This is a genomic window from Sunxiuqinia sp. (assembly GCF_055140945.1).
In genome coordinates, this window is record NZ_JBSQYS010000004.1 from 20,706 (window position 1) to 39,290 (window position 18,585).

Genomic DNA, 18,585 nt, shown 5'->3' on the forward strand with positions numbered 1-18,585 from the left:
GTAGCAATATAGAGTTAAGGTTTTTCTCAGAGCCGTGTTCCTGAAAAATTAAGCATAAAAAAACCCCTTCAAAAAGGGGCTTTCATTTATCTTTTAACGTAAATCCATACTCCCGAATCGGGCGATTCCGTTCTTAGTTTTGCTCGAAATGTTTTCGCTTCTCGCATGGAGGCGAAGCTGTCCAGTGCAATGTAGTTCAACCCTTTTATTACACCAATATTACGTGCGTTAAAACCTTCGTCTTGTTTTTGTTGTACAAACCTCGCAGCATTGGCTGCACTTCTGAAACTACCACCAATAAGGTAGTATGCATGATCAAGAGCTGGTTTTTCAGTCATAGCTGAAGCTTCAACAACAGCCGGACGAGGCTCGATCTTCTGAACTACTTCCAGGCGTGGCATCATCTCAGTCAAACTTGTAATGTCGGACTTTTGCAGGTTGCTGTTATTGTTTTGAAACGGCACGAGTGCCAAGGTAAACAACAATGGAATTGCCACTAATACCTTTTTCAGCGTGCGTTTTTGGAAAAGTACCTGAACGGCATCGCGTTGTTCCTGCGAAATTGGAGTGCGAACGGTGTTTTTTGCGTACAGTGTTTCGTACTCAAAAGCTCCCAGTCCATAGGCGTCCAGGTTCAGGTTTTCAATAATCGCCGGATTAAATACCAGGCTTTCATTTTCATCATATACCAATTCGCCTATACCTTCAATGTTGATGGTCTCACCATCGGTTAATCGGTAGTTCATTTCCTGAACCAGCAGATCAACTTTACGACTGGCTGCGAGATAGTTGTCGCCTTCTTTTTCAACAAGATAATTAATCAGCAAGCCATCGTTAAATTTCAGCTTTTCGTTAAAGCTAATGGCTTTTGTAGGAGGTGCAAACTGTGCATTCTGATGTGTGGCCGGTTTGTAATTACTTACAAATCCTCCAAACTCAGGAATGATCACACAGTCATTCAACAATAAAAGTTCTTTGATGTAGCTTAATATTTCCACTGAATTTCAATGTTTGCATCAAAAATAAAGAAAAATTAATACGTTAACAAGTCAAAGTTTTCAACATTTATCGGGAGTTTTCAAGGGTGGAAGATTAAGATGTACTTCGATGGTCCATTATGCACTGCTGAAAAAATTGTAGTTTTGGGGAAAATACTCAATCAATTACTATGACTCAAAAAATTTTAGTGACCGGAGGAACCGGCTATATCGGATCTCATACGGTTGTTGAACTGCAAAATGCAGGATATGAAGTGATCATCGTGGATGATCTTTCCAACTCCAGTGCCGACGTTCTGGAAAACATCGAAAAGATATCGGGGAAGAAACCGGCTTTCGAACAATTTAGCTTGGCTGACTACAACAAAACCGAGGATTTTTTTAACCGCAATCAGGATATTGCGGCCATTATTCACTTTGCAGCTTCGAAGGCTGTTGGCGAATCGGTGCAGATGCCCTTGCATTACTACCGCAACAACTTGGTTTCGTTGATGAATATTTTGGAATGCCAGCGAAAGTTCAACATTGCCAACATCGTATTTTCTTCTTCCTGTACTGTTTATGGGCAACCGGATCAATTGCCGGTAACCGAAAATACGCCTCGAAAAGATGCGGAATCACCCTATGGAAATACCAAACGGGTGAATGAAGATATTTTGCAAGACAGCATTAAAGCTTATCCTGAAATTACGGGAATTGCCTTGCGTTATTTCAATCCAATTGGAGCGCATCCAACAGCACTGATTGGTGAATTGCCTTTGGGAGTGCCGCAAAACTTGGTGCCTTTCATTACCCAAACGGCTGCCGGAATGCGCGAAGAACTCAGCGTATTTGGCGATGATTACGACACGCCTGATGGATCGGCCATTCGCGATTACATTAATATAGTAGACTTGGCCAAAGCTCACGTTATTGCAATTAAACGGTTGCTTGAAAGTAAGAATAAAGCCGGCTACGAAGTCTTTAACCTTGGAACAGGAAATGGCTACTCGGTGCTGGAAATTATCAATGGTTTTGAAAAAGCGACTGGCATAAAACTGAACTATAAAATTGTACCTCGCCGTGCCGGTGATATCGAAAAGATTTGGGCCGATACTACTTATGCCAACGAAGAGCTTGGATGGAAAGCTGAAAAAGGGCTGGAAGAAACGCTGCTGTCTGCCTGGAACTGGGAAAAGCGAGTTCGGGATATTGAGTAGTTGGAAGAATAGTTAAAAAATAATAGATGAAGGCTTTTCCCGACTGGGAAGAGCCTTTTTTCCGATCATTTTTTGCAAATCATCTTGGGTAACATAAACTTAACATTTCCTTTCTTGTATACTTCTGTAGGCGCTGTTATTGTTATTATATGCTGAAAATAAGAGGTTTAAGTCTTATTTTAATTCTCCGCTAATTCTCGCTTTAAAATCATTTAAATCCAATTAACAAACATTTAAAAATATAAACATATAGAAATATAGATATATAAATGTGAAACCATTATTTTTGCTTCCAGAAAACAAATCAGAAAGAATAGATATGCAAAAACAATTACACATTTATTTACTGCTATTAAGCTTTACGATTTCTCTGATAGGAATGGGGCAGGTGAAGCAGCTGAGTTTGGAGGAGGCTTTGCAGCTGGCCGGAGAAAACAATCGGTCGGCAAAGGTTTCAGAAGCCCGGCAGCAAGCAGCTCGCGGGTCTTATCGAATGACCAATTCGTTGTTTTTACCCGGCTTATCGGTTAGTCATACCGGAGTGTCAACTAACGATCCGTTATCGGCTTTCGGCTTTAAGCTTAAGCAGGAGGTGGTCACTCAGTCTGATTTTAACCCCGCTATGTTGAACGATCCAGACGATATTGAGAATTATAGTACAAAAATTGAGTTGCAGCAGCCCATCCTCAACGTGGATGGTATTTACGCCCGCAAGGCAGCTAAAAATCAATACGAAGCAGTATCGCTTCAGGCCGAGCGCACGCGTCAGCAAATTCAATACGAAGTCAAGAAAGCTTATTTCCAACTGGAGTTGGCACAGTCAGCCGTTGAGGTGTTACAACAATCGGTTAACGTAGCCAAGGAAGCACTGAAGCTAACCAAAGACAATGAAGCACAAGGCTTTGTTAAACATGCCGATGTTCTGGAAGCCTCAGTTCGTATGGAAGAGCGCCAAAACCAGTTGCGCGAAGCCAACAATCAACTGCAATCAGCCAACGAGTTTTTGGCTCATCTGGTGGGATTGGACATAAACTCCCGCATTGAACCAACCGACTCAATGGTGGAAGATCCAACTCAATTCACGGTAAATTACAATCCGGGAGAATTGGAAAACCGGTCGGACCTTAAGGCTGTGCAGAAGCAAATTGAAGCAACTGAAAATATGCTTCGTTCAGAAAAAATGAAATTTGTTCCTCGGGTAAATGCCTTTGGAAGTTACGAATGGAACGACAAAGAGATACTGGGAACGTCGGCCAATAACTACATGGTTGGTGCCAGTTTAAGCTGGGATTTATTCAGCGGGTATAAAAATGTGGGAAGCGTACAAAAAGCCAGTGCGCAACTCAATGAAGCCCGCTATAATTACGACGATTATCTGTCTCAAAGCCAAATACAATTAAACAGAGCCAAACGAAAACTAGAATTAACTTATCAACAGATTCAGTCGGGTAAACTAGCCAAGGAGCAAGCCGAAGAGTCGCTTCGAATTCGCACCGACCGGTTTGAGCAGGGACTGGAGAAAACCACTGACCTGTTGATTGCCGAAGCGCTGGCTTCGAAGAAAAATCTGGATTATATCCAACGTATTTACAATTATAAACAAGCAGTATTCGAACTGGAATTATTGCTTGAAAAAGAGATTAACGAATAAAGCCAAGATAACGATGAAGACAAATTTAGTTAGAACAAGCCCATTTATAATAGCTCTGGCACTAGGGATTTTGATTTCCTCGTGCGGCAAAAACGATAAACAAGAAGCCGTGCAACCAGCAAAAGTAGCTGCTCAAATAGCTGTTGCCAAGGTAAAAGATTATCCGGTAGTACACAGTTTTTCCGGAAAGCTGGCGGCTGAAAAGCAATCGAATTTAAGTACCAGAATGATGGGTCAAGTGACCCGGATTTATGCTCGCCCCGGGCAAAAAGTAAAGCAAGGCGATCTGTTATTGCAAATTCGCAACCAGGATATTCTGGCAAAAAAAGCTCAGGTGGAAGCCAATAGAGTTGAAGCCGAAACCGCGTTTGAAAGTGCCGAAAAAGATTTGAATCGCTTTGAAGCTTTGTATCAATCGGGAAGTGCATCGGACAAGGAAATTGAAGACATGCGTTCGCGTTATCAAATGACTAAAGCTCGTTTGGAAGCCGTTAACCAGCTGGAAAAAGAAGTAGAAGAATCGCTTAGATATGCGTCGATTCGTGCACCATACAGTGGAATTATCACCGGCAAATTTGTACAGGAAGGCGACATGGCCAACCCCGGAATGCCTTTACTGAGTATTGAAAACCCTTCGCAATGGAAAGTGTTGGCTCGTATTCCGGAGTCAGACATTGGCAGGTTGGCTCTGAACGATTCAGTAAAAGTGCATTTCAATGCAGCGGATGGTCTGGCACTGAACGGTGTGATTGCCGAAATCAATCCATCATCGGCCAATACTGGTAACCAGTTTGAAGCCAAAGTGCTGTTGGCCGACAATAACGAGCAATTGTACTCAGGCATGTATGCCACGGTGTTGTACGAGCATGGTACCCGGCCACTGATCATGGTTCCGAAAACGGCCTTGATGCAGAGAGGTCAATTGGTTGGTTTGTATGCCGTTAGCCAAAACGGCAATGCGTTACTGCGTTGGGTGAAAACCGGTAAAACGTATGACAATTCAATTGAAATTCTTTCGGGTCTGACAGATGGGGAAAGCTACATTCAGATTTCAAGCGGAAAACTGTTTGATGGTGCCTTAGTTGAAAACAAATAAGCAGAAGAAACATGAAGACAGGATTTGCAGGCGGTATCGCCAAACTATTTATAAATTCAAAACTGACTCCGCTGTTGATGGTTGCATTTTTGGCAATCGGCATCTACAGCTCTTACTTAACGCCCCGGGAGGAAGAACCCCAGATTGATGTTCCCATTGCGGATATCTTTTTTCGGTATCCGGGAGCCAGTCCTCAGGAAATTGAATCACGCGTGATGCAGCCACTGGAAAAAGTGGTGGCTAATATTCCGGGCGTTGAATATGTATATTCCACGTCCATGCCGGGTCAGGCCATGTTAATTGTTCAGTTTTACGTAGGTGAAGATGTGGAGCGCTCGTTGGTAAAAATGTACAACGAGATTATGAAACACATGGACCAAATGCCTAAGGGAACGAGTTTGCCTTTAGTGAAAACACGGTCGATTGATGATGTGCCGGTGTTGGGGCTGACCTTTTGGAGCGAAAACTACAACGATTTTGAATTGAAACGAATTGCTCAGGAAGTGAACAACGAGATTGAACAGGTGAACGATGTTTCGGAAACCAAAGTTATCGGAGGTCGTTCGCGCCAGATTCGTGTGGTGTTGAATAATGAACAGATGGCCGGATTTCATGTGGATGCCCTGAGTATTGCGCAGAAAATTCAGTTGGCCAACGAGCAATTCAACGCCGGATCATTCAATAATAACGATAATGAATACCTGGTTGAAGCAGGTGAATTTCTGAAAACTTCGGATGATGTTGCTAACCTGGTGGTCGGCATTCACAATGGTAGTCCGGTGTATCTGAAGCAGGTTGCTGAAATTTTGGATGGTCCACAAGAACCCATTCAATATGTGAATTTTGGTTATGGAAAGATTAATGAGCAAAAGGAAACATTTCAAGGTGAATATCCGGCCGTAACCATTTCTGTAGCCAAGCGCCGCGGAGCCGATGCCATGAAAGTCTCGGATCAGATCCTGGAGAAAATCAGTCACTTGGAGCAAACACTCATTCCATCGGATGTGCATGTAGATGTAACCCGAAACTATGGAGAGACAGCCTCGCACAAGGTGTCGGAATTACTGATGCACCTGATGGGAGCCATTGTTGCTGTAACCTTTGTAGTGATGTTGGCCATGGGATGGCGCGGTGGGTTAGTGGTTTTTCTTTCAGTACCCATCACCTTTGCACTCACCATGTTTGCATACTACTTTCTGGATTACACCTTAAACCGGATTACACTGTTCGCGCTGGTATTTGTGACCGGAATTGTGGTGGACGACTCCATTATTATTGCTGAAAATATGCACCGACACTTTAAGATGAAGAAACTGCCTTTTATTCAGGCGGCTATTCGATCGATCGATGAAGTGGGAAATCCAACTATTTTGGCCACATTTACAGTAATTGCTGCGGTTTTGCCGATGGTTTTTGTTTCAGGTTTGATGGGACCTTATATGAGCCCAATGCCCATCGGAGCATCCATTGCCATGATTTTCTCTTTGCTGGTTGCTTTAACGATTACGCCATTTTTAGCCTATCGCTTACTTCGATTTAACGAAAAGGAAGGCGACCATAAAAAGGAATTCAAGCTCGAAGATTCGCTAATCTATCGCATGTATAGCAAAACCATGAAACCCATGTTGAACTCAGGTTTTAAACGCTGGGGATTTATCATTGGGGTGACGGTGCTGTTGCTGGGATCAATGACCTTGGTGTATTTTGAAATGGTGACAGTAAAAATGCTTCCATTTGATAATAAAAACGAGTTTCAGGTAATTGTTGATATGCCCGAAGGAACTACACTTGAGCGCACGGCTGCTGTTGCTAAAGAATTGGCAGCCTACATTGCACAGCAGGAAAATGTGGTGGATTACCAGACTTATGTGGGAACAGCTTCTCCCATGAACTTTAATGGTTTGGTTCGTCATTACGACTTACGCAGTGGTTCAAACGTTGCCGATATTCAAGTAAATCTCACCGATAAAGGAGACCGCGATTTGCAGAGTCATGATATCGCAAAGATCATGCGGCCAGAGCTTCAAAAGCTGGCGAAAAGGTTTAATGCCAATGTGAAAGTTGTTGAGGTACCACCGGGTCCTCCAGTTATGTCAACATTGGTTGCTGAAGTGTACGGACCTGATTATGATACTCAAATGGATGTCGCTAGCCAGGTGAAAGACTTATTTGCTCAAACAGCCGATGTGGTTGATATCGATTGGCATATGGAGAGCGATCAGGAAGAATATAAATTCAATGTACAGAAAGAAAAAGCAGCTTTGATGGGACTATCAACCCGGCAAGTGGTTCATAGTTTACAAATGGCTTTAGGTGGTCATGAGGTGACACAGCTTTATCAGGAAAAAGAGCATGAGCAAATTGGTATTGTCCTTCGCTTCAAAGAAAATGAGCGTTCGAATATTGAGGATCTGAAAAAGGTCAATATCATGAGCCAAACCGGGCAAATGGTTGCTCTGGGAGATGTGGTTGATATTGAAAAAGGGATACAGGATAAAAGTATTTATCGCAAAAATCAGAAGCGGGTGGTTTATGTAACGGCCGATATTGCCGGAGAATTGGAAAGTCCGGTTTATGGAATTCTGAACATGTCTGATCATTTGGATCAAATTCAACTGCCGGAAGGTTACACGCTGAATGAAGAATTTACACAGCAACCTTTTACACAAGACGACTATAGCCTGAAATGGGATGGTGAGTGGCAAATTACTTACGAAGTATTTCGCGATCTGGGAACTGCCTTTGCCGTGGTACTACTGGTTATTTACATGCTGATCATTGGTTGGTTTCAGAACTTCAAAGTACCTTTTGTGATGATGGTGGCGATACCACTTTCATTGGTCGGAATTTTAATTGGCCACTGGATGATGGGCGCTTTTTTTACCGCAACATCCATGATTGGTGCGATTGCCTTAGCCGGAATTATGGTTCGAAACTCCATCTTGCTGATTGACTTTATCAATCTGCGGCTTAGTGATGGCGTACCGCTAAAAGAAGCAGTGCTTGAGGCGGGAGCAGTACGAACAACACCAATTCTGTTAACTGCCGGAACGGTTGTGATTGGAGCTGTTGTTATTTTATTCGACCCAATTTTTCAGGGACTTGCCATTTCGTTGATGGGTGGAACCATTGCTTCAACTGTGCTGACACTGGTAATCGTTCCGCTGATTTATTACATGACGGAGAAGAAGAAATATCCGGTGGAGGAAGAAGAGGTTGTTACCGAATCAGATGATGAAATTTCTAACGAACCAATAAAATAAACAAGTATGATGAAATTTGTAATTATTCAATGTGTAAAGGCCTACCACCATGAATTGCAGCAGATTTTTAAATCGATAAAGATCAGTGCTTACAGCGAGATGGATGTGGAAGGTTTTATGGAGCAAGCCGATGGCAATACTGATTTTGCAAACTGGTTTGGCTCCCGGAAAAACCCATACAACTATATGGTTTCGTTTACCTTTTTAGCCGAAGACAAAGCGAATAGGCTGTTGGAACGGATTGATGAATTCAATCACAGTATTGACGCAATGAGCCCGATGAATGCATACATCGTTGGAGTGGAAAAGTTTGTATAATTTTTAAAAATGAAACGGATATGAGAGAACGAATAGTACGGGCTGTTGCCGGTTTTATGGTTTCGCTGAGCTTAATTCTGGCCATCACAGTTGATATCAACTGGCTATTTTTAGCGGCTTTTGTGGGACTAAACCTGTTTCAGTCGTCGTTCACCAAATTTTGCCCGCTGGAGATGATTCTGAAAAAAGCGGGGGTGAAAGAATAGATTCATATAACTGAGATTTTAAGAAAGCGCGGATGAAAAGTCCGCGCTTTTTTTGTGTCGGGGGTTCGGGGATTTGTAGCTGCTTTGAGTTGAGATCGGCTCCTGGCAAGTGGCCCGCTAGTTTCTTTTATCCCCAATCATTTGGATCTTACCGATTCAATAAAGCCAATCGAAATCCTTAAAAATAATGATCAGCGGTTGTAAAGGATACTCTTTCAGCATCGCAATCGCTTCTGCAAGATGGATTTCTCACATTTCCTATTCGTATTTTATCTGCATAATTAATTCATTATGAGGTGGTAAGTGTGTGTTTGTCCTAACATTCCTGTATCCTCACGCGATAAAATCCCAATTATTGGGGATTGTCGACCATCTCAGATACCTCTATTTTTGACCCTAGAAAAATTCATCAGCAACTTGACATCTATGATCAGAGGAGGAATTCAGTTAATTGGAATCTTGTTGGCTTTATTCATTAGCAGCATGGCTTGGGCACAAAGCCAGCCAGCTATCATTCAGGGCTTCATTGCCGACAGCCAGGGGGAACCTTTGCCGTATTCGTCTGTGGTGGTAAAAACCCAGTCGCAGGGAGCGGCTGCCGATGAGCAAGGGCATTTTTTTCTCCGGTTGCAGCAAAGTGGGCTGATTACCCTGGTTATTCAATCCATCGGCTACGAAACAAGGGAAGTGGAATTATTCCTCTCACCGGGAAAAACCTATACGGTAAATGAGCAGCTTGTCGAAGACCAGGTAGCCCTGAACGAAGTGATGGTCTCAGGTAAAAGTAAAACCACCTTGCTGCGAGAACAGGCGTTTACCATTGCCGCCATCGATGCCCAACCACTGAAGATACAAAATCTGGATGTGAATCAAGTACTGGGACGAATTTCCGGAGTGCGCATTCGTGAAACCGGAGGATTGGGAAGTAGTATGAGCTTTTCACTGAACGGCTTCACTGGTAAGCAAGTCAAGTTCTTCCTGGATGGTATTCCCATGGATCATTTTGGATCATCCCTTTCGCTGAACAATATCCCGGTGAATATGATTTCCGGTATTGAAGTGTACAAGGGAGTGGTGCCCATTCATTTAGGGTCCGATGCTCTGGGGGGAGCCGTTAATATTACCACGCAACAGAATGTGAAGGATTATCTCAATGCGTCATACAGCTTCGGGTCGTTCAATACCCATCGGGCATCCTTACTCGGTGGTGTTCACTTTCCAAAGTCAGACATATTCTTAAGAGCCAGCCTGTTTTTTAACTATTCTGACAACAACTATGTGATGCATGACATGGAGGTGATCCGTGCCGGCAATACCACCGGGAAGGCAGAATTGCTGGATGTACGTCGTTTCCATGACGCTTACCAGTCGCAGGCCGGAACCGTTGAGCTGGGAATCAATGACAAAGCTTTTGCCGATCAATTGTCACTGGGCATCACCTTGTCATCCAACGATAATGAAATTCAGCACGGCTACAATCTGACTAAAGTGTTTGGTGAAGTACGTGATGAAGAGCAACTGGTTATGCCTGTATTCAAATACAAGAAGCAAAACCTGTTTACGGAAGGGCTGGATGTAACAGCTAACGCCATGCTGCTAAATCGGCAGTTAACCAATATTGACACCGCTTCGGTGGAATATAACTGGTTGGGTGAAACCACCGAACGTATTGATGCCAACCACGGCGAGTTCAGCTATTACAAAACTTTGCTAACCTATGATGACTGGGTTACCCAATCGTCGGTCAATCTCAGATACGCTATTAGTCCAGCGCAATCGGTTTCGCTTAATAACAGCTATCATTATTTCAGTCGGCAAGGAGAGAATCCCTTGGTCGACCGCGAATTTACACCGTTTTACAAACCCAATACCATTGCAAAAAATATTTCGGCAGCAGCCTATCAATTCAGTTTATTTCAGCAAAAGTTAAAAACAGTGGCTTTTTATAAGCTGTTTGCCATTCAGTACCACACGGTGATTGAAGATGAAGAAACGGAAGATTATACCCTCGAATACGACGAAAGTCAACTGAAAAACGGATATGGAGTGGCCTCCACTTTTCATTTCAATGAGTGGTCGCAGATCAAAGTGTCGTACGAGCGCACCTACCGCCTGCCCGATGGGGAGGAGATTTTTGGTAACGGATTGACGATTAAGCCTAATACCGAACTGAAACCCGAGAGCAGCAATAACCTGAATGCTGGGTTCATTGTCTCCAAGCGGGTGAATGAGCACCTTTTCGGTTTGGAGGGAGGCTATCTCTACCGGACTGCCAAGGACTATATTCGACAGGACGCATCTAATCCGGTCAATTCCAATTACATTAACCAGGAGGCTGTTAAGCTGAGCAGCGTTGAGATCAATGCTCAGTATCATTACAAACAGCTAATCAACTTTTCAGGAAGTCTGACCCGCCAACACAACACCAACAACAATAAAAACGATCATCTGTATCGCGACCTTTTACCCAACCAGCCAACGCTGTTTGCGAATGCGAACCTGGGCTTTCAATTCGACAATGTTGGTGTGAACCGCAGCCGCTTGTCAGTCACGTGGAACACCTTGTTCGTGGATGAGTTTTATTGGAAATGGCCCAGCCAGGGTAACGCCCGTTCCAAGTTCACCATTCCCCGGCAATTGCTGCACGACCTCTCGGTTTCCTATCAATTGGATAACGGCCAGTATAACATTTCGCTGGCATGTACCAACCTGACTGATAACCTGGCCTACGATAATTTTAACATGCAAAAACCGGGTAGGGCTTTCAACATCAAGCTGAGCTATTTCTTAGACAAATAATAGAAACAAATAAATAACCATTAAAAATTAAAACAAGATGAAAATTTTAAATACACAACAAGCCATTTTACTATTATCGCTGCTGTTGGGAACGATGGGAATGACTTCCTGTACAGAGGATGATCCGGTTGTCGATGAACCGGAGGAGGAAGAGGAAGCAACCGGTTATGTGGTTGCCTTGCGGGCCAGCGATGGTGATGCCTCGGCTGATTACTTGTTGACACACGACGATTTGATGTCGGGAGTGATTTCTGCAGATGGGCAGGGTGAAGAGCAATCCGGATGGTCGTATTTTACTTCGGCTGGCGACAAATATTTCTCCGTAGGCTATACGCTAAACGAGGTCATGTCCTACCAGGTGCAGGATGGTAGCCTGATATTCGATGACAAGCTATTGTTTGACCGGCTAGACATGCTTTCTCCGGTAGATGATGACTACATTATTGGTATTGGAGCTCCCTGGGGTGGTGGCTCTTACGATTGTCAGATCCAGCTGATTGATGCCAATAATGTGGCGATTGAAAGGAATGTCTCGCACCCGATTTATGAATCATACGATGAAGAAGGAGTACAGCTGAATGCCTGGCCAACGGGCGCTTATGTGGCGGGAGACAAGTTGTATGTATCTAGCTACTCCCTGTACGGCGACACCTGGGGAACACCCAATACAGACTCGGCTATCGTGAGTGTGTTCTCTTACCCTGAGTTTGAATATCAAGGTTACTTTTCCGACGACCGCACCGGATCTGTTGGCTACTATGCTTCTCAACCGGCTATCCTTGAAAATGAAAACGGAGATCATTACACGCTTTCCTCCAGTTCACTGGCTGCCGGCTTTACACAAACAACCAAGCCGTCAGGAATCCTGAAGATCAATGCAGGCGAGCAGGCTTTCGACAGCGATTATTTCTTCAATATCGAAGAACAGGGTTACAAAGTATTGAGTGGTGTCTATGTAGGAAACAACAAAGCGGTGGTTAAGGTCGTGAGCCTGGAAAACGATGCCATTGATGCTTCGTGGGCTGCTTTTGGAGACTACCTGGTGATGGAAACAGCTGTCATCGATCTGGAAGCACAAACCTTCGAGTTGGTTGAGTCGATCCCTGTTCATCGTGGTCAGTACATGACTCCTTACTATGTTGAAAACGGCTTGGTTTATCAGGTTGTAGGCACTGAAAGTGAATGGTACATCTACCAGGTTGATCCTGAAACGGTAACAGCTGAGCGGGGAGCCCAAATCGAGGGTATCGACGTTCAGGGAATCTTCAAATACTAAAAACACTTTTTCATATCATCACTAGTTAGAGAATTCTCATATCAATTCATAACACCCGGCAACAATTAGGGCTTATCCCTTTTTGTTTCCGGGTATATGAGTCAATAAACCCAATAGATCATGGGGCAATTATTTCGAAAAATACATTTGTGGTTGGGACTCACCTCCGGCATCCTGATTTTTCTGATCTGCATCAGCGGAGCCTTCTATGCCTTCAAGGAAGAATTGTTCCAGGCCATCCATCACGACCAGTTGTACAATGCGAATACCAATGAAATAGCCCAGCCGTTGCCATTGAACGAATTGTGGGAGAACGCCCAGAAAGGCCTGGGTGAAGAATATCCTATCAGCTATGGTACTTGTTACAAGGACAAAAACCGCAATTGGTCATTTAAAGCCTACCACTACGACAGCGAAGGAGTGACCTATAATCAATGGTTGAAATATGATTACATAGCCTATGTGAATCCCTACTCGGGGGAAGTCGTTGATGTAATGAATCACAAGTGGGAATTTTTCCATTTGGTCAAAATGTTTCACTGGAGCTTCTTGTTGAATACGGAATACGGTCAGCCCATTGTAGCTTTTACTGTGGTGGTCTTTTTGATTAGCTTACTTACCGGGCTGTATTTATGGTGGCCCTTCCGCAAGGGAAAAAAAGGATATGCCATCAATACCCGGTCGAGCGGCAAAGTGTTGAATTACGATCTGCACAACGTATTGGGATTTTACATGCTTCCGGTTAATATTATTCTGTCTCTTACCGGTATGGTGTGGGCGTTCAAATGGTTTATGATGTTGGTGTATGCTGTAGCCAACCTAAGCACGGCACCCCCTGAAAAAGTAGCGGTAGCTTCTGCATTTGATGATCAGCAGTTTCGTCCCCAGACCTATTCTACGGTTTATCAGCAAGTCCGAAAAGAGCACACTGAGGCATATTCGGTTAATGTCTACCCGGCTTCGCCCGACAGTGCGGGTGTCATTCGTGTTTTTGTGAAGAACGAGTCTTCGGTGTATTACCAGGCCTATCAGGAGCAGTACGATAAATATTCGGGTGAGTTGCTCCATTCCAAGGGCTTTGCAGACCTGAGTCGGGGAGAAAAACTCATCGCCATGAACTACGATATCCATACTGGCGCGGTGCTGGGTAAAACCGGAAAAATTCTGGCTTTTATTGCCGCCCTGATTGGTGCTTCACTGCCGGTTACCGGTTTCATCATCTGGTACAAGAAACGCCGCAAGAGCAAACAACAACGGTTACGTTTATCCACCCGCTTATCCGATTCATGATGCGTTTTTTAATCAATAGAAAAAAGAAGCTATCACCAGACACGCTGCTGATCTTGTATGGGACCAAATCCGGAAATTCTAAACAGGTAGCGCAGGAGATGGAGAAACAGCTGAATCATCGACAGCTGAAGACTTACTGCACCAAGCTTTCTAATGTCAGTCCGGTTGTCCTCCAGCAAGTAAGCCGGGTGCTGATTGTCATTAGTACCTACGATGATGGAGAGCCACCGGTTAGTGCCCGAAAGTTCTTCAGGCAATTGCATGCTGCCGACCAACCCCGGTTATCAGAACTTCAATATTCCATTTGCGCTTTGGGCGACACCAGTTACGAGCAATACTGTGAGGCCGGTAAAATCATGGAGCGCCGGTTAAATAATCTTGGCGCCACGGCTTTCCATCCTCGTGTCGACTGCGATGAAGCTTTTGCCGATCCCGCAGCAGATTGGATCAAGCAGGTAACTGAGCTGGTAAGCGGGAAAAAATCCTCCTCGCAACAGGAACAGCTCGTCAGTCTGAGCCAGAAAAATGCCAACACGGGTACCATCAAACGAGCCATATTATTGTCTACCGATGCTGACGATAACCCGACCTACCACATCGAAATCGGAATGGAGGATCAACCATTGGAGTTCATGCCGGGCGACCTGGTTGAGTTGCAGCCGCAAAACCCGGTCTGGCTCGCCATGTCCATCAGCAAGCAATTGGACACCACCGATTTTCAATCCGCGCTGGTTAATGAAAAAGAGATTTGCAGGCTGAGCATAGCAACCTTTCAGGCATATGCCCACCAAACAAACCAGACAAAGCTGCTGGCTTTTCTCGATCAAAAAGAGGAGCTTGGTCGTTACCTGCAAAAAGCCAATGTGCTGGATATGCTGATGGACTTTCCGGCAGCAATTAATGCTTCCACCTTGATTAACCTGTTACCTCCCATTCATTACCGACAGTATTCCATTTCAAACTGCCAGTACAAGGGAACTCATCAATTGGATCTGATTGTTAAATCTGTTCGTTTTGAATTCAACGACCGGGTGCATGTGGGAGCCGCATCGGCCTACACGAACGAAACGTTGGCAGTGGGCGATTCCATCCGGTTCAGGCATGTCAGCAATCCGGATTTCTATCTACCTCAAGACTCCCAAAAACCGTTTTTGTTTATCGGGGCAGGAACGGGGATTGCCCCTTTTCGCGCATTCTTACAACACATACAGCAAGAAAAGTCACCGGCAAAAGTATGGATGATTTGGGGAGAACAAAACCACCACTCCGGGCATCGGTATTATCAGGAGTTTCAGACCTATGCCCGTGAGGCTGCTTGCTGCGAGGTCGATTTTGTGTCGTCACGAACCGGCGCCAGTAAAAAGTACGTCCAAGATGTGTTGCTGGAAAAACAGCAGCAAGTGTCGGAATGGCTCAACCAGGAGGCTCACATTTACGTGTGCGGTTCAAAAGGCATGGGCAAAGGGGTGCGGGAAACTTTGAAGCAAATTCTGGCACAAACAAGCGATCAGCAACCGGAAGCGCTTTTTGAAAAACTACAATGGTCTGGCTGCTATCGCGAAAGTGTGTATTAATCCATAGAGACTCTAAGAGAACGCGAACGAAAAGTCTTCGCCTTTTTCCTGGGTTCGGGGATTCCGACTGCTAATTATTCAACGCAAACAGCCGGAATTGTAAAAGCGAATCGTAAACCACTAAAAGAATTTAATGAGCCTCCATCCAATTGGCTCCTGCATCCATTTCCACGGTTAGCGGAAGTCCAATCTCCACGGCATGCTCCATTTGTTGTTTTACAATTTCTTTCACCTGATCCAGTTCATCTTTAGGTACGTCGAAGTTCAGTTCATCATGTACCTGTAAAATCATTTTAGCTTGTAGTTTTTGTTCGTTCAGTGCGTTCCAGATGTTGATCATGGCCAGTTTGATGATGTCGGCGGCCGATCCCTGGATGGGAGCATTGATGGCGTTTCGCTCGGCAACACCCCGAACCACCGCATTGGCCGAATTAATATCTTTCAAATATCGACGACGACCTTTGATGGTTTCCACATAGCCGTGATCACGAGCCACATTAATACTTTCGTCCATGAACTCTTTCACGCGGCTGAAGTTTTCAAAATAGCCATCGATCAACTCCTTGGCCTCGGTGCGCGAAATGTTAAGACGTTCAGACAAACCAAAAGCTGAGATGCCGTAGATGATTCCAAAGTTGGCAGTCTTGGCTTTTCGCCGCATATCGGAAGTCACTTCATCCAAAGCAACTTTATAGATTTTTGAAGCTGTTGTTGAGTGAACATCCTGCTTGTTATTAAAAGCCTCCAACAGATTTTCATCTTTGCTCAATGCAGCCATAATGCGCAATTCAATTTGCGAATAGTCGGCCGACAAAAACACATGGTTTTCATTTGAAGCAGTAAACGCTTTTCTGATTTCACGACCTTCTTCGTCCCGAATCGGGATGTTTTGTAAGTTCGGATTGGTGGAACTCAATCGCCCTGTTGCAGCAATGGCCTGGTTGTAGCTGGTATGGATCTTTCCGGTGCGGCTATTTACTAATTGTGGCAAGGCTTCAACGTAGGTTGAAAGCAATTTTTTCAATCCACGAAATTCCAATATTTTGGGAATAATCGGATGTTTGTCAACCAATTTGCTCAGCACATCTTCGGCGGTGGAATATTGCTTGGTCTTCGTTTTTCTGGCCTTGTTAACGATGTTTAGTTTTTCAAACAGAATGGGTCCCAGTTGTTTTGGCGACGAGACATTAAAATCTTCGCCTGCCAAATCTTTAATGTCTTTTTCAAGGGTAATTAGCTGTTCGCGAAGCTTGTCTGCAAAAATATCTAATTCTTTGGTGTTGAGCGTCACACCGGCCATTTCCATGTCGGCCAAAACAGGAATCAGTGGCATTTCAATTTTTTCGAATACCGAACGAACGCCGGTTTTATCCAATTCAGGATCAATGGCTAGTTTTAGTTGCAGGGTCAAATCCGCATCTTCGCAGGCATAATCCTTCAGCTTTTCAACCGGAACTTGTCGCATGCTCTGCTGCTTTTTGCCTTTTTTGCCAATCAGGTCTTCGGTTTCTACTTTTTGGTATCCCAGATAAGTTTCGCACAGGTAATCGAGGTTGTGGCGCAATTCGGGTTGAATAAGATAATGTGCAATCATGGTATCGTAAATCGGGCCTTTTACTTCAACGTTGTAGTGCTTCAACATCAGGATATCATACTTGATGTTTTGTCCGATTTTGCGCACGTTTTCATCTTCAAAAATCAAGCGGAATTCTTCAACTATTTTTTGAGCATCTTCGCGCTTTGTAGGTAAAGTCACACAATACGCTTCTCCTTTTTTAAAAGCGAATGAAAGACAAACCAGTTCTGCTGTATGCGTGTCCAATCCTGTTGTTTCAGTGTCGAAACAAAACTCTTCCTGCACTGAAAGTTCGGCGCGCAGGCTGGCGCGCTGCATGGCATTTTCAACCAAAAAATAGTTGTGGGGTGTGTTTTCCAAATTCACTAAATCCTGGCGAACAACTTGTTCAGATCCTTCGCTTCCGCCAAATAGTGTTCCCTGCTCAAAACTCGGTTCTGCCTTTTGCTTTGGCGCACCAAGTTTTTGTGCCAATGCCTTAAATTCAAGTTCGTTATATATATTCCGAAGTTCTTCAATGTTTGCCTCATCTTTAGTCAGTGCTTTTTCGTCGAACTCAACCGGCACATCCTGAATAATTTCAACCAATTTACGCGACAACCTGACTTGTTCCTCGAAGTTTACAAGGTTCTCTTTTTGCTTGCCTTTCAACTCATCAATATGCTCGTAAATGCCATCAACAGAGTGATAAGTAGAGATCAGTTTCATAGCAGTTTTCGGTCCTATTCCGGGGCACCCGGGGATGTTGTCTGAACTGTCGCCCATCAAGCCTAAAATATCGATGACTTGCTCCGGACGTTCGATCTCAAATTTCTTTTTCACCTCTTCCACTCCCCATACTTCCACGTCGTTTCCGGCGCGACCCGGCTTGTACATGAAAATATTTTCCGAAACTAGCTGTGCATAGTCTTTGTCGGGAGTCATCATGTAAGTTTTGTAGCCTTCTTTTTCGGCTCTTTTAGCCAATGTTCCAATAACATCATCAGCCTCAAAGCCTTCTTTTTCGAGGATTGGGATGTTGTAAGCTTCAATAATTTTTCGCACCCATGGAATAGCTGTCCGAATATCTTCCGGCATCTCATCGCGGGTACCTTTGTACTCGGTGTACATTTCGTGCCTGAAAGTGGGGGCATGCACATCAAACACAACGGCGATGTGTGTCGGGTTTTCTTTATTGAGCAACATCTCCAGCGAATTGACGAAGCCCATCATGGTCGAGGTATTCAATCCTTTGGAGTTAAATCGTGGGTTTTTGATAAACGCAAAATACGAACGATAGATTAACGCATAGGCGTCGAGCAGAAAAAGGCGGTGGTTATTGTCGTTTTGTTCAGGCATG

The 18,585-nt window shown here is 44.2% G+C and carries 12 protein-coding genes; 10 read left to right on the forward strand and 2 right to left on the reverse strand.

Going from position 1 to position 18,585, the window contains the following annotated elements; all coding sequences use genetic code 11:
* Positions 1-86: 86 nt before the first annotated feature.
* Positions 87-998: an HU domain-containing protein gene (locus ACTB00_RS02335; protein ID WP_463298340.1), complete on the reverse strand. Its 912-nt coding sequence runs from the start codon at positions 996-998 to the stop codon at positions 87-89.
* A gap of 170 nt (positions 999-1,168) precedes the next feature.
* Here ACTB00_RS02335 and galE point away from each other — a divergent pair, with 170 nt between their 5' ends.
* The 10 genes from galE to ACTB00_RS02385 all read left to right on the forward strand — a co-directional run bounded on the left by galE (position 1,169) and on the right by ACTB00_RS02385 (position 15,670).
* Complete coding sequence (gene galE, locus ACTB00_RS02340) at positions 1,169-2,197, forward strand: UDP-glucose 4-epimerase GalE (RefSeq protein WP_463298341.1); 1,029 nt, start codon at positions 1,169-1,171, stop codon at positions 2,195-2,197.
* 319 nt (positions 2,198-2,516) lie between these two features.
* Positions 2,517-3,848, forward strand: coding sequence for a TolC family protein (locus ACTB00_RS02345; RefSeq protein ID WP_463298342.1), 1,332 nt, complete (start codon positions 2,517-2,519; stop codon positions 3,846-3,848).
* Between the two features lie 13 nt (positions 3,849-3,861).
* A complete protein-coding gene (locus ACTB00_RS02350; RefSeq protein ID WP_463298343.1) occupies positions 3,862-4,944 on the forward strand; it encodes an efflux RND transporter periplasmic adaptor subunit in 1,083 nt (360 codons plus the stop codon).
* Positions 4,945-4,955: 11 nt separating this feature from the next.
* Complete coding sequence (locus ACTB00_RS02355) at positions 4,956-8,207, forward strand: efflux RND transporter permease subunit (protein WP_463298344.1); 3,252 nt, start codon at positions 4,956-4,958, stop codon at positions 8,205-8,207.
* A 6-nt stretch (positions 8,208-8,213) separates the two neighbouring features.
* Positions 8,214-8,525, forward strand: coding sequence for a hypothetical protein (locus tag ACTB00_RS02360; RefSeq protein WP_463298345.1), 312 nt, complete (start codon positions 8,214-8,216; stop codon positions 8,523-8,525).
* A gap of 20 nt (positions 8,526-8,545) precedes the next feature.
* A complete protein-coding gene (locus ACTB00_RS02365) occupies positions 8,546-8,731 on the forward strand; it encodes a YgaP family membrane protein (RefSeq protein WP_159522202.1) in 186 nt (61 codons plus the stop codon).
* 426 nt (positions 8,732-9,157) lie between these two features.
* Positions 9,158-11,530 (forward strand): TonB-dependent receptor, encoded by a 2,373-nt coding sequence (locus ACTB00_RS02370; RefSeq protein ID WP_463298346.1) that lies wholly within the window; start codon positions 9,158-9,160, stop codon positions 11,528-11,530.
* A gap of 37 nt (positions 11,531-11,567) precedes the next feature.
* Positions 11,568-12,806, forward strand: a complete 1,239-nt coding sequence (locus ACTB00_RS02375; protein ID WP_463298347.1) for a DUF4374 domain-containing protein — start codon at positions 11,568-11,570, stop codon at positions 12,804-12,806.
* 120 nt (positions 12,807-12,926) lie between these two features.
* Positions 12,927-14,096, forward strand: a complete 1,170-nt coding sequence (locus tag ACTB00_RS02380) for a PepSY-associated TM helix domain-containing protein (protein ID WP_463298348.1) — start codon at positions 12,927-12,929, stop codon at positions 14,094-14,096.
* A complete protein-coding gene (locus ACTB00_RS02385) occupies positions 14,093-15,670 on the forward strand; it encodes a flavodoxin domain-containing protein (protein ID WP_463298349.1) in 1,578 nt (525 codons plus the stop codon). Before ACTB00_RS02380 ends, ACTB00_RS02385 begins: the two co-directional genes overlap by 4 nt.
* Before the next feature lie 130 nt (positions 15,671-15,800).
* Here the strand turns inward: ACTB00_RS02385 and polA are convergent, their stop codons facing one another.
* Positions 15,801-18,584 carry a DNA polymerase I gene (gene polA, locus ACTB00_RS02390; RefSeq protein WP_463298350.1) on the reverse strand — a complete coding sequence of 928 codons (2,784 nt, stop codon included), beginning with the start codon at positions 18,582-18,584 and terminating at the stop codon, positions 15,801-15,803.
* Between the last annotated feature and the right edge of the window lies 1 nt (position 18,585).

What these genes read in the sequence shown, in the direction of transcription:
- galE (WP_463298341.1), top strand. Translation starts at nt 1,169, where the DNA reads ATGACTCAAAAAATTTTAGTGACCGGAGGAACCGGCTATATCGGATCT.
- ACTB00_RS02345 (WP_463298342.1), top strand. Translation starts at nt 2,517, where the DNA reads ATGCAAAAACAATTACACATTTATTTACTGCTATTAAGCTTTACGATT.
- ACTB00_RS02350 (WP_463298343.1), top strand. Translation starts at nt 3,862, where the DNA reads ATGAAGACAAATTTAGTTAGAACAAGCCCATTTATAATAGCTCTGGCA.
- ACTB00_RS02355 (WP_463298344.1), top strand. Translation starts at nt 4,956, where the DNA reads ATGAAGACAGGATTTGCAGGCGGTATCGCCAAACTATTTATAAATTCA.
- ACTB00_RS02360 (WP_463298345.1), top strand. Translation starts at nt 8,214, where the DNA reads ATGATGAAATTTGTAATTATTCAATGTGTAAAGGCCTACCACCATGAA.
- ACTB00_RS02365 (WP_159522202.1), top strand. Translation starts at nt 8,546, where the DNA reads ATGAGAGAACGAATAGTACGGGCTGTTGCCGGTTTTATGGTTTCGCTG.
- ACTB00_RS02370 (WP_463298346.1), top strand. Translation starts at nt 9,158, where the DNA reads ATGATCAGAGGAGGAATTCAGTTAATTGGAATCTTGTTGGCTTTATTC.
- ACTB00_RS02375 (WP_463298347.1), top strand. Translation starts at nt 11,568, where the DNA reads ATGAAAATTTTAAATACACAACAAGCCATTTTACTATTATCGCTGCTG.
- ACTB00_RS02380 (WP_463298348.1), top strand. Translation starts at nt 12,927, where the DNA reads ATGGGGCAATTATTTCGAAAAATACATTTGTGGTTGGGACTCACCTCC.
- ACTB00_RS02385 (WP_463298349.1), top strand. Translation starts at nt 14,093, where the DNA reads ATGATGCGTTTTTTAATCAATAGAAAAAAGAAGCTATCACCAGACACG.
- polA (WP_463298350.1), bottom strand. Translation starts at nt 18,584, where the DNA reads ATGCCTGAACAAAACGACAATAACCACCGCCTTTTTCTGCTCGACGCC.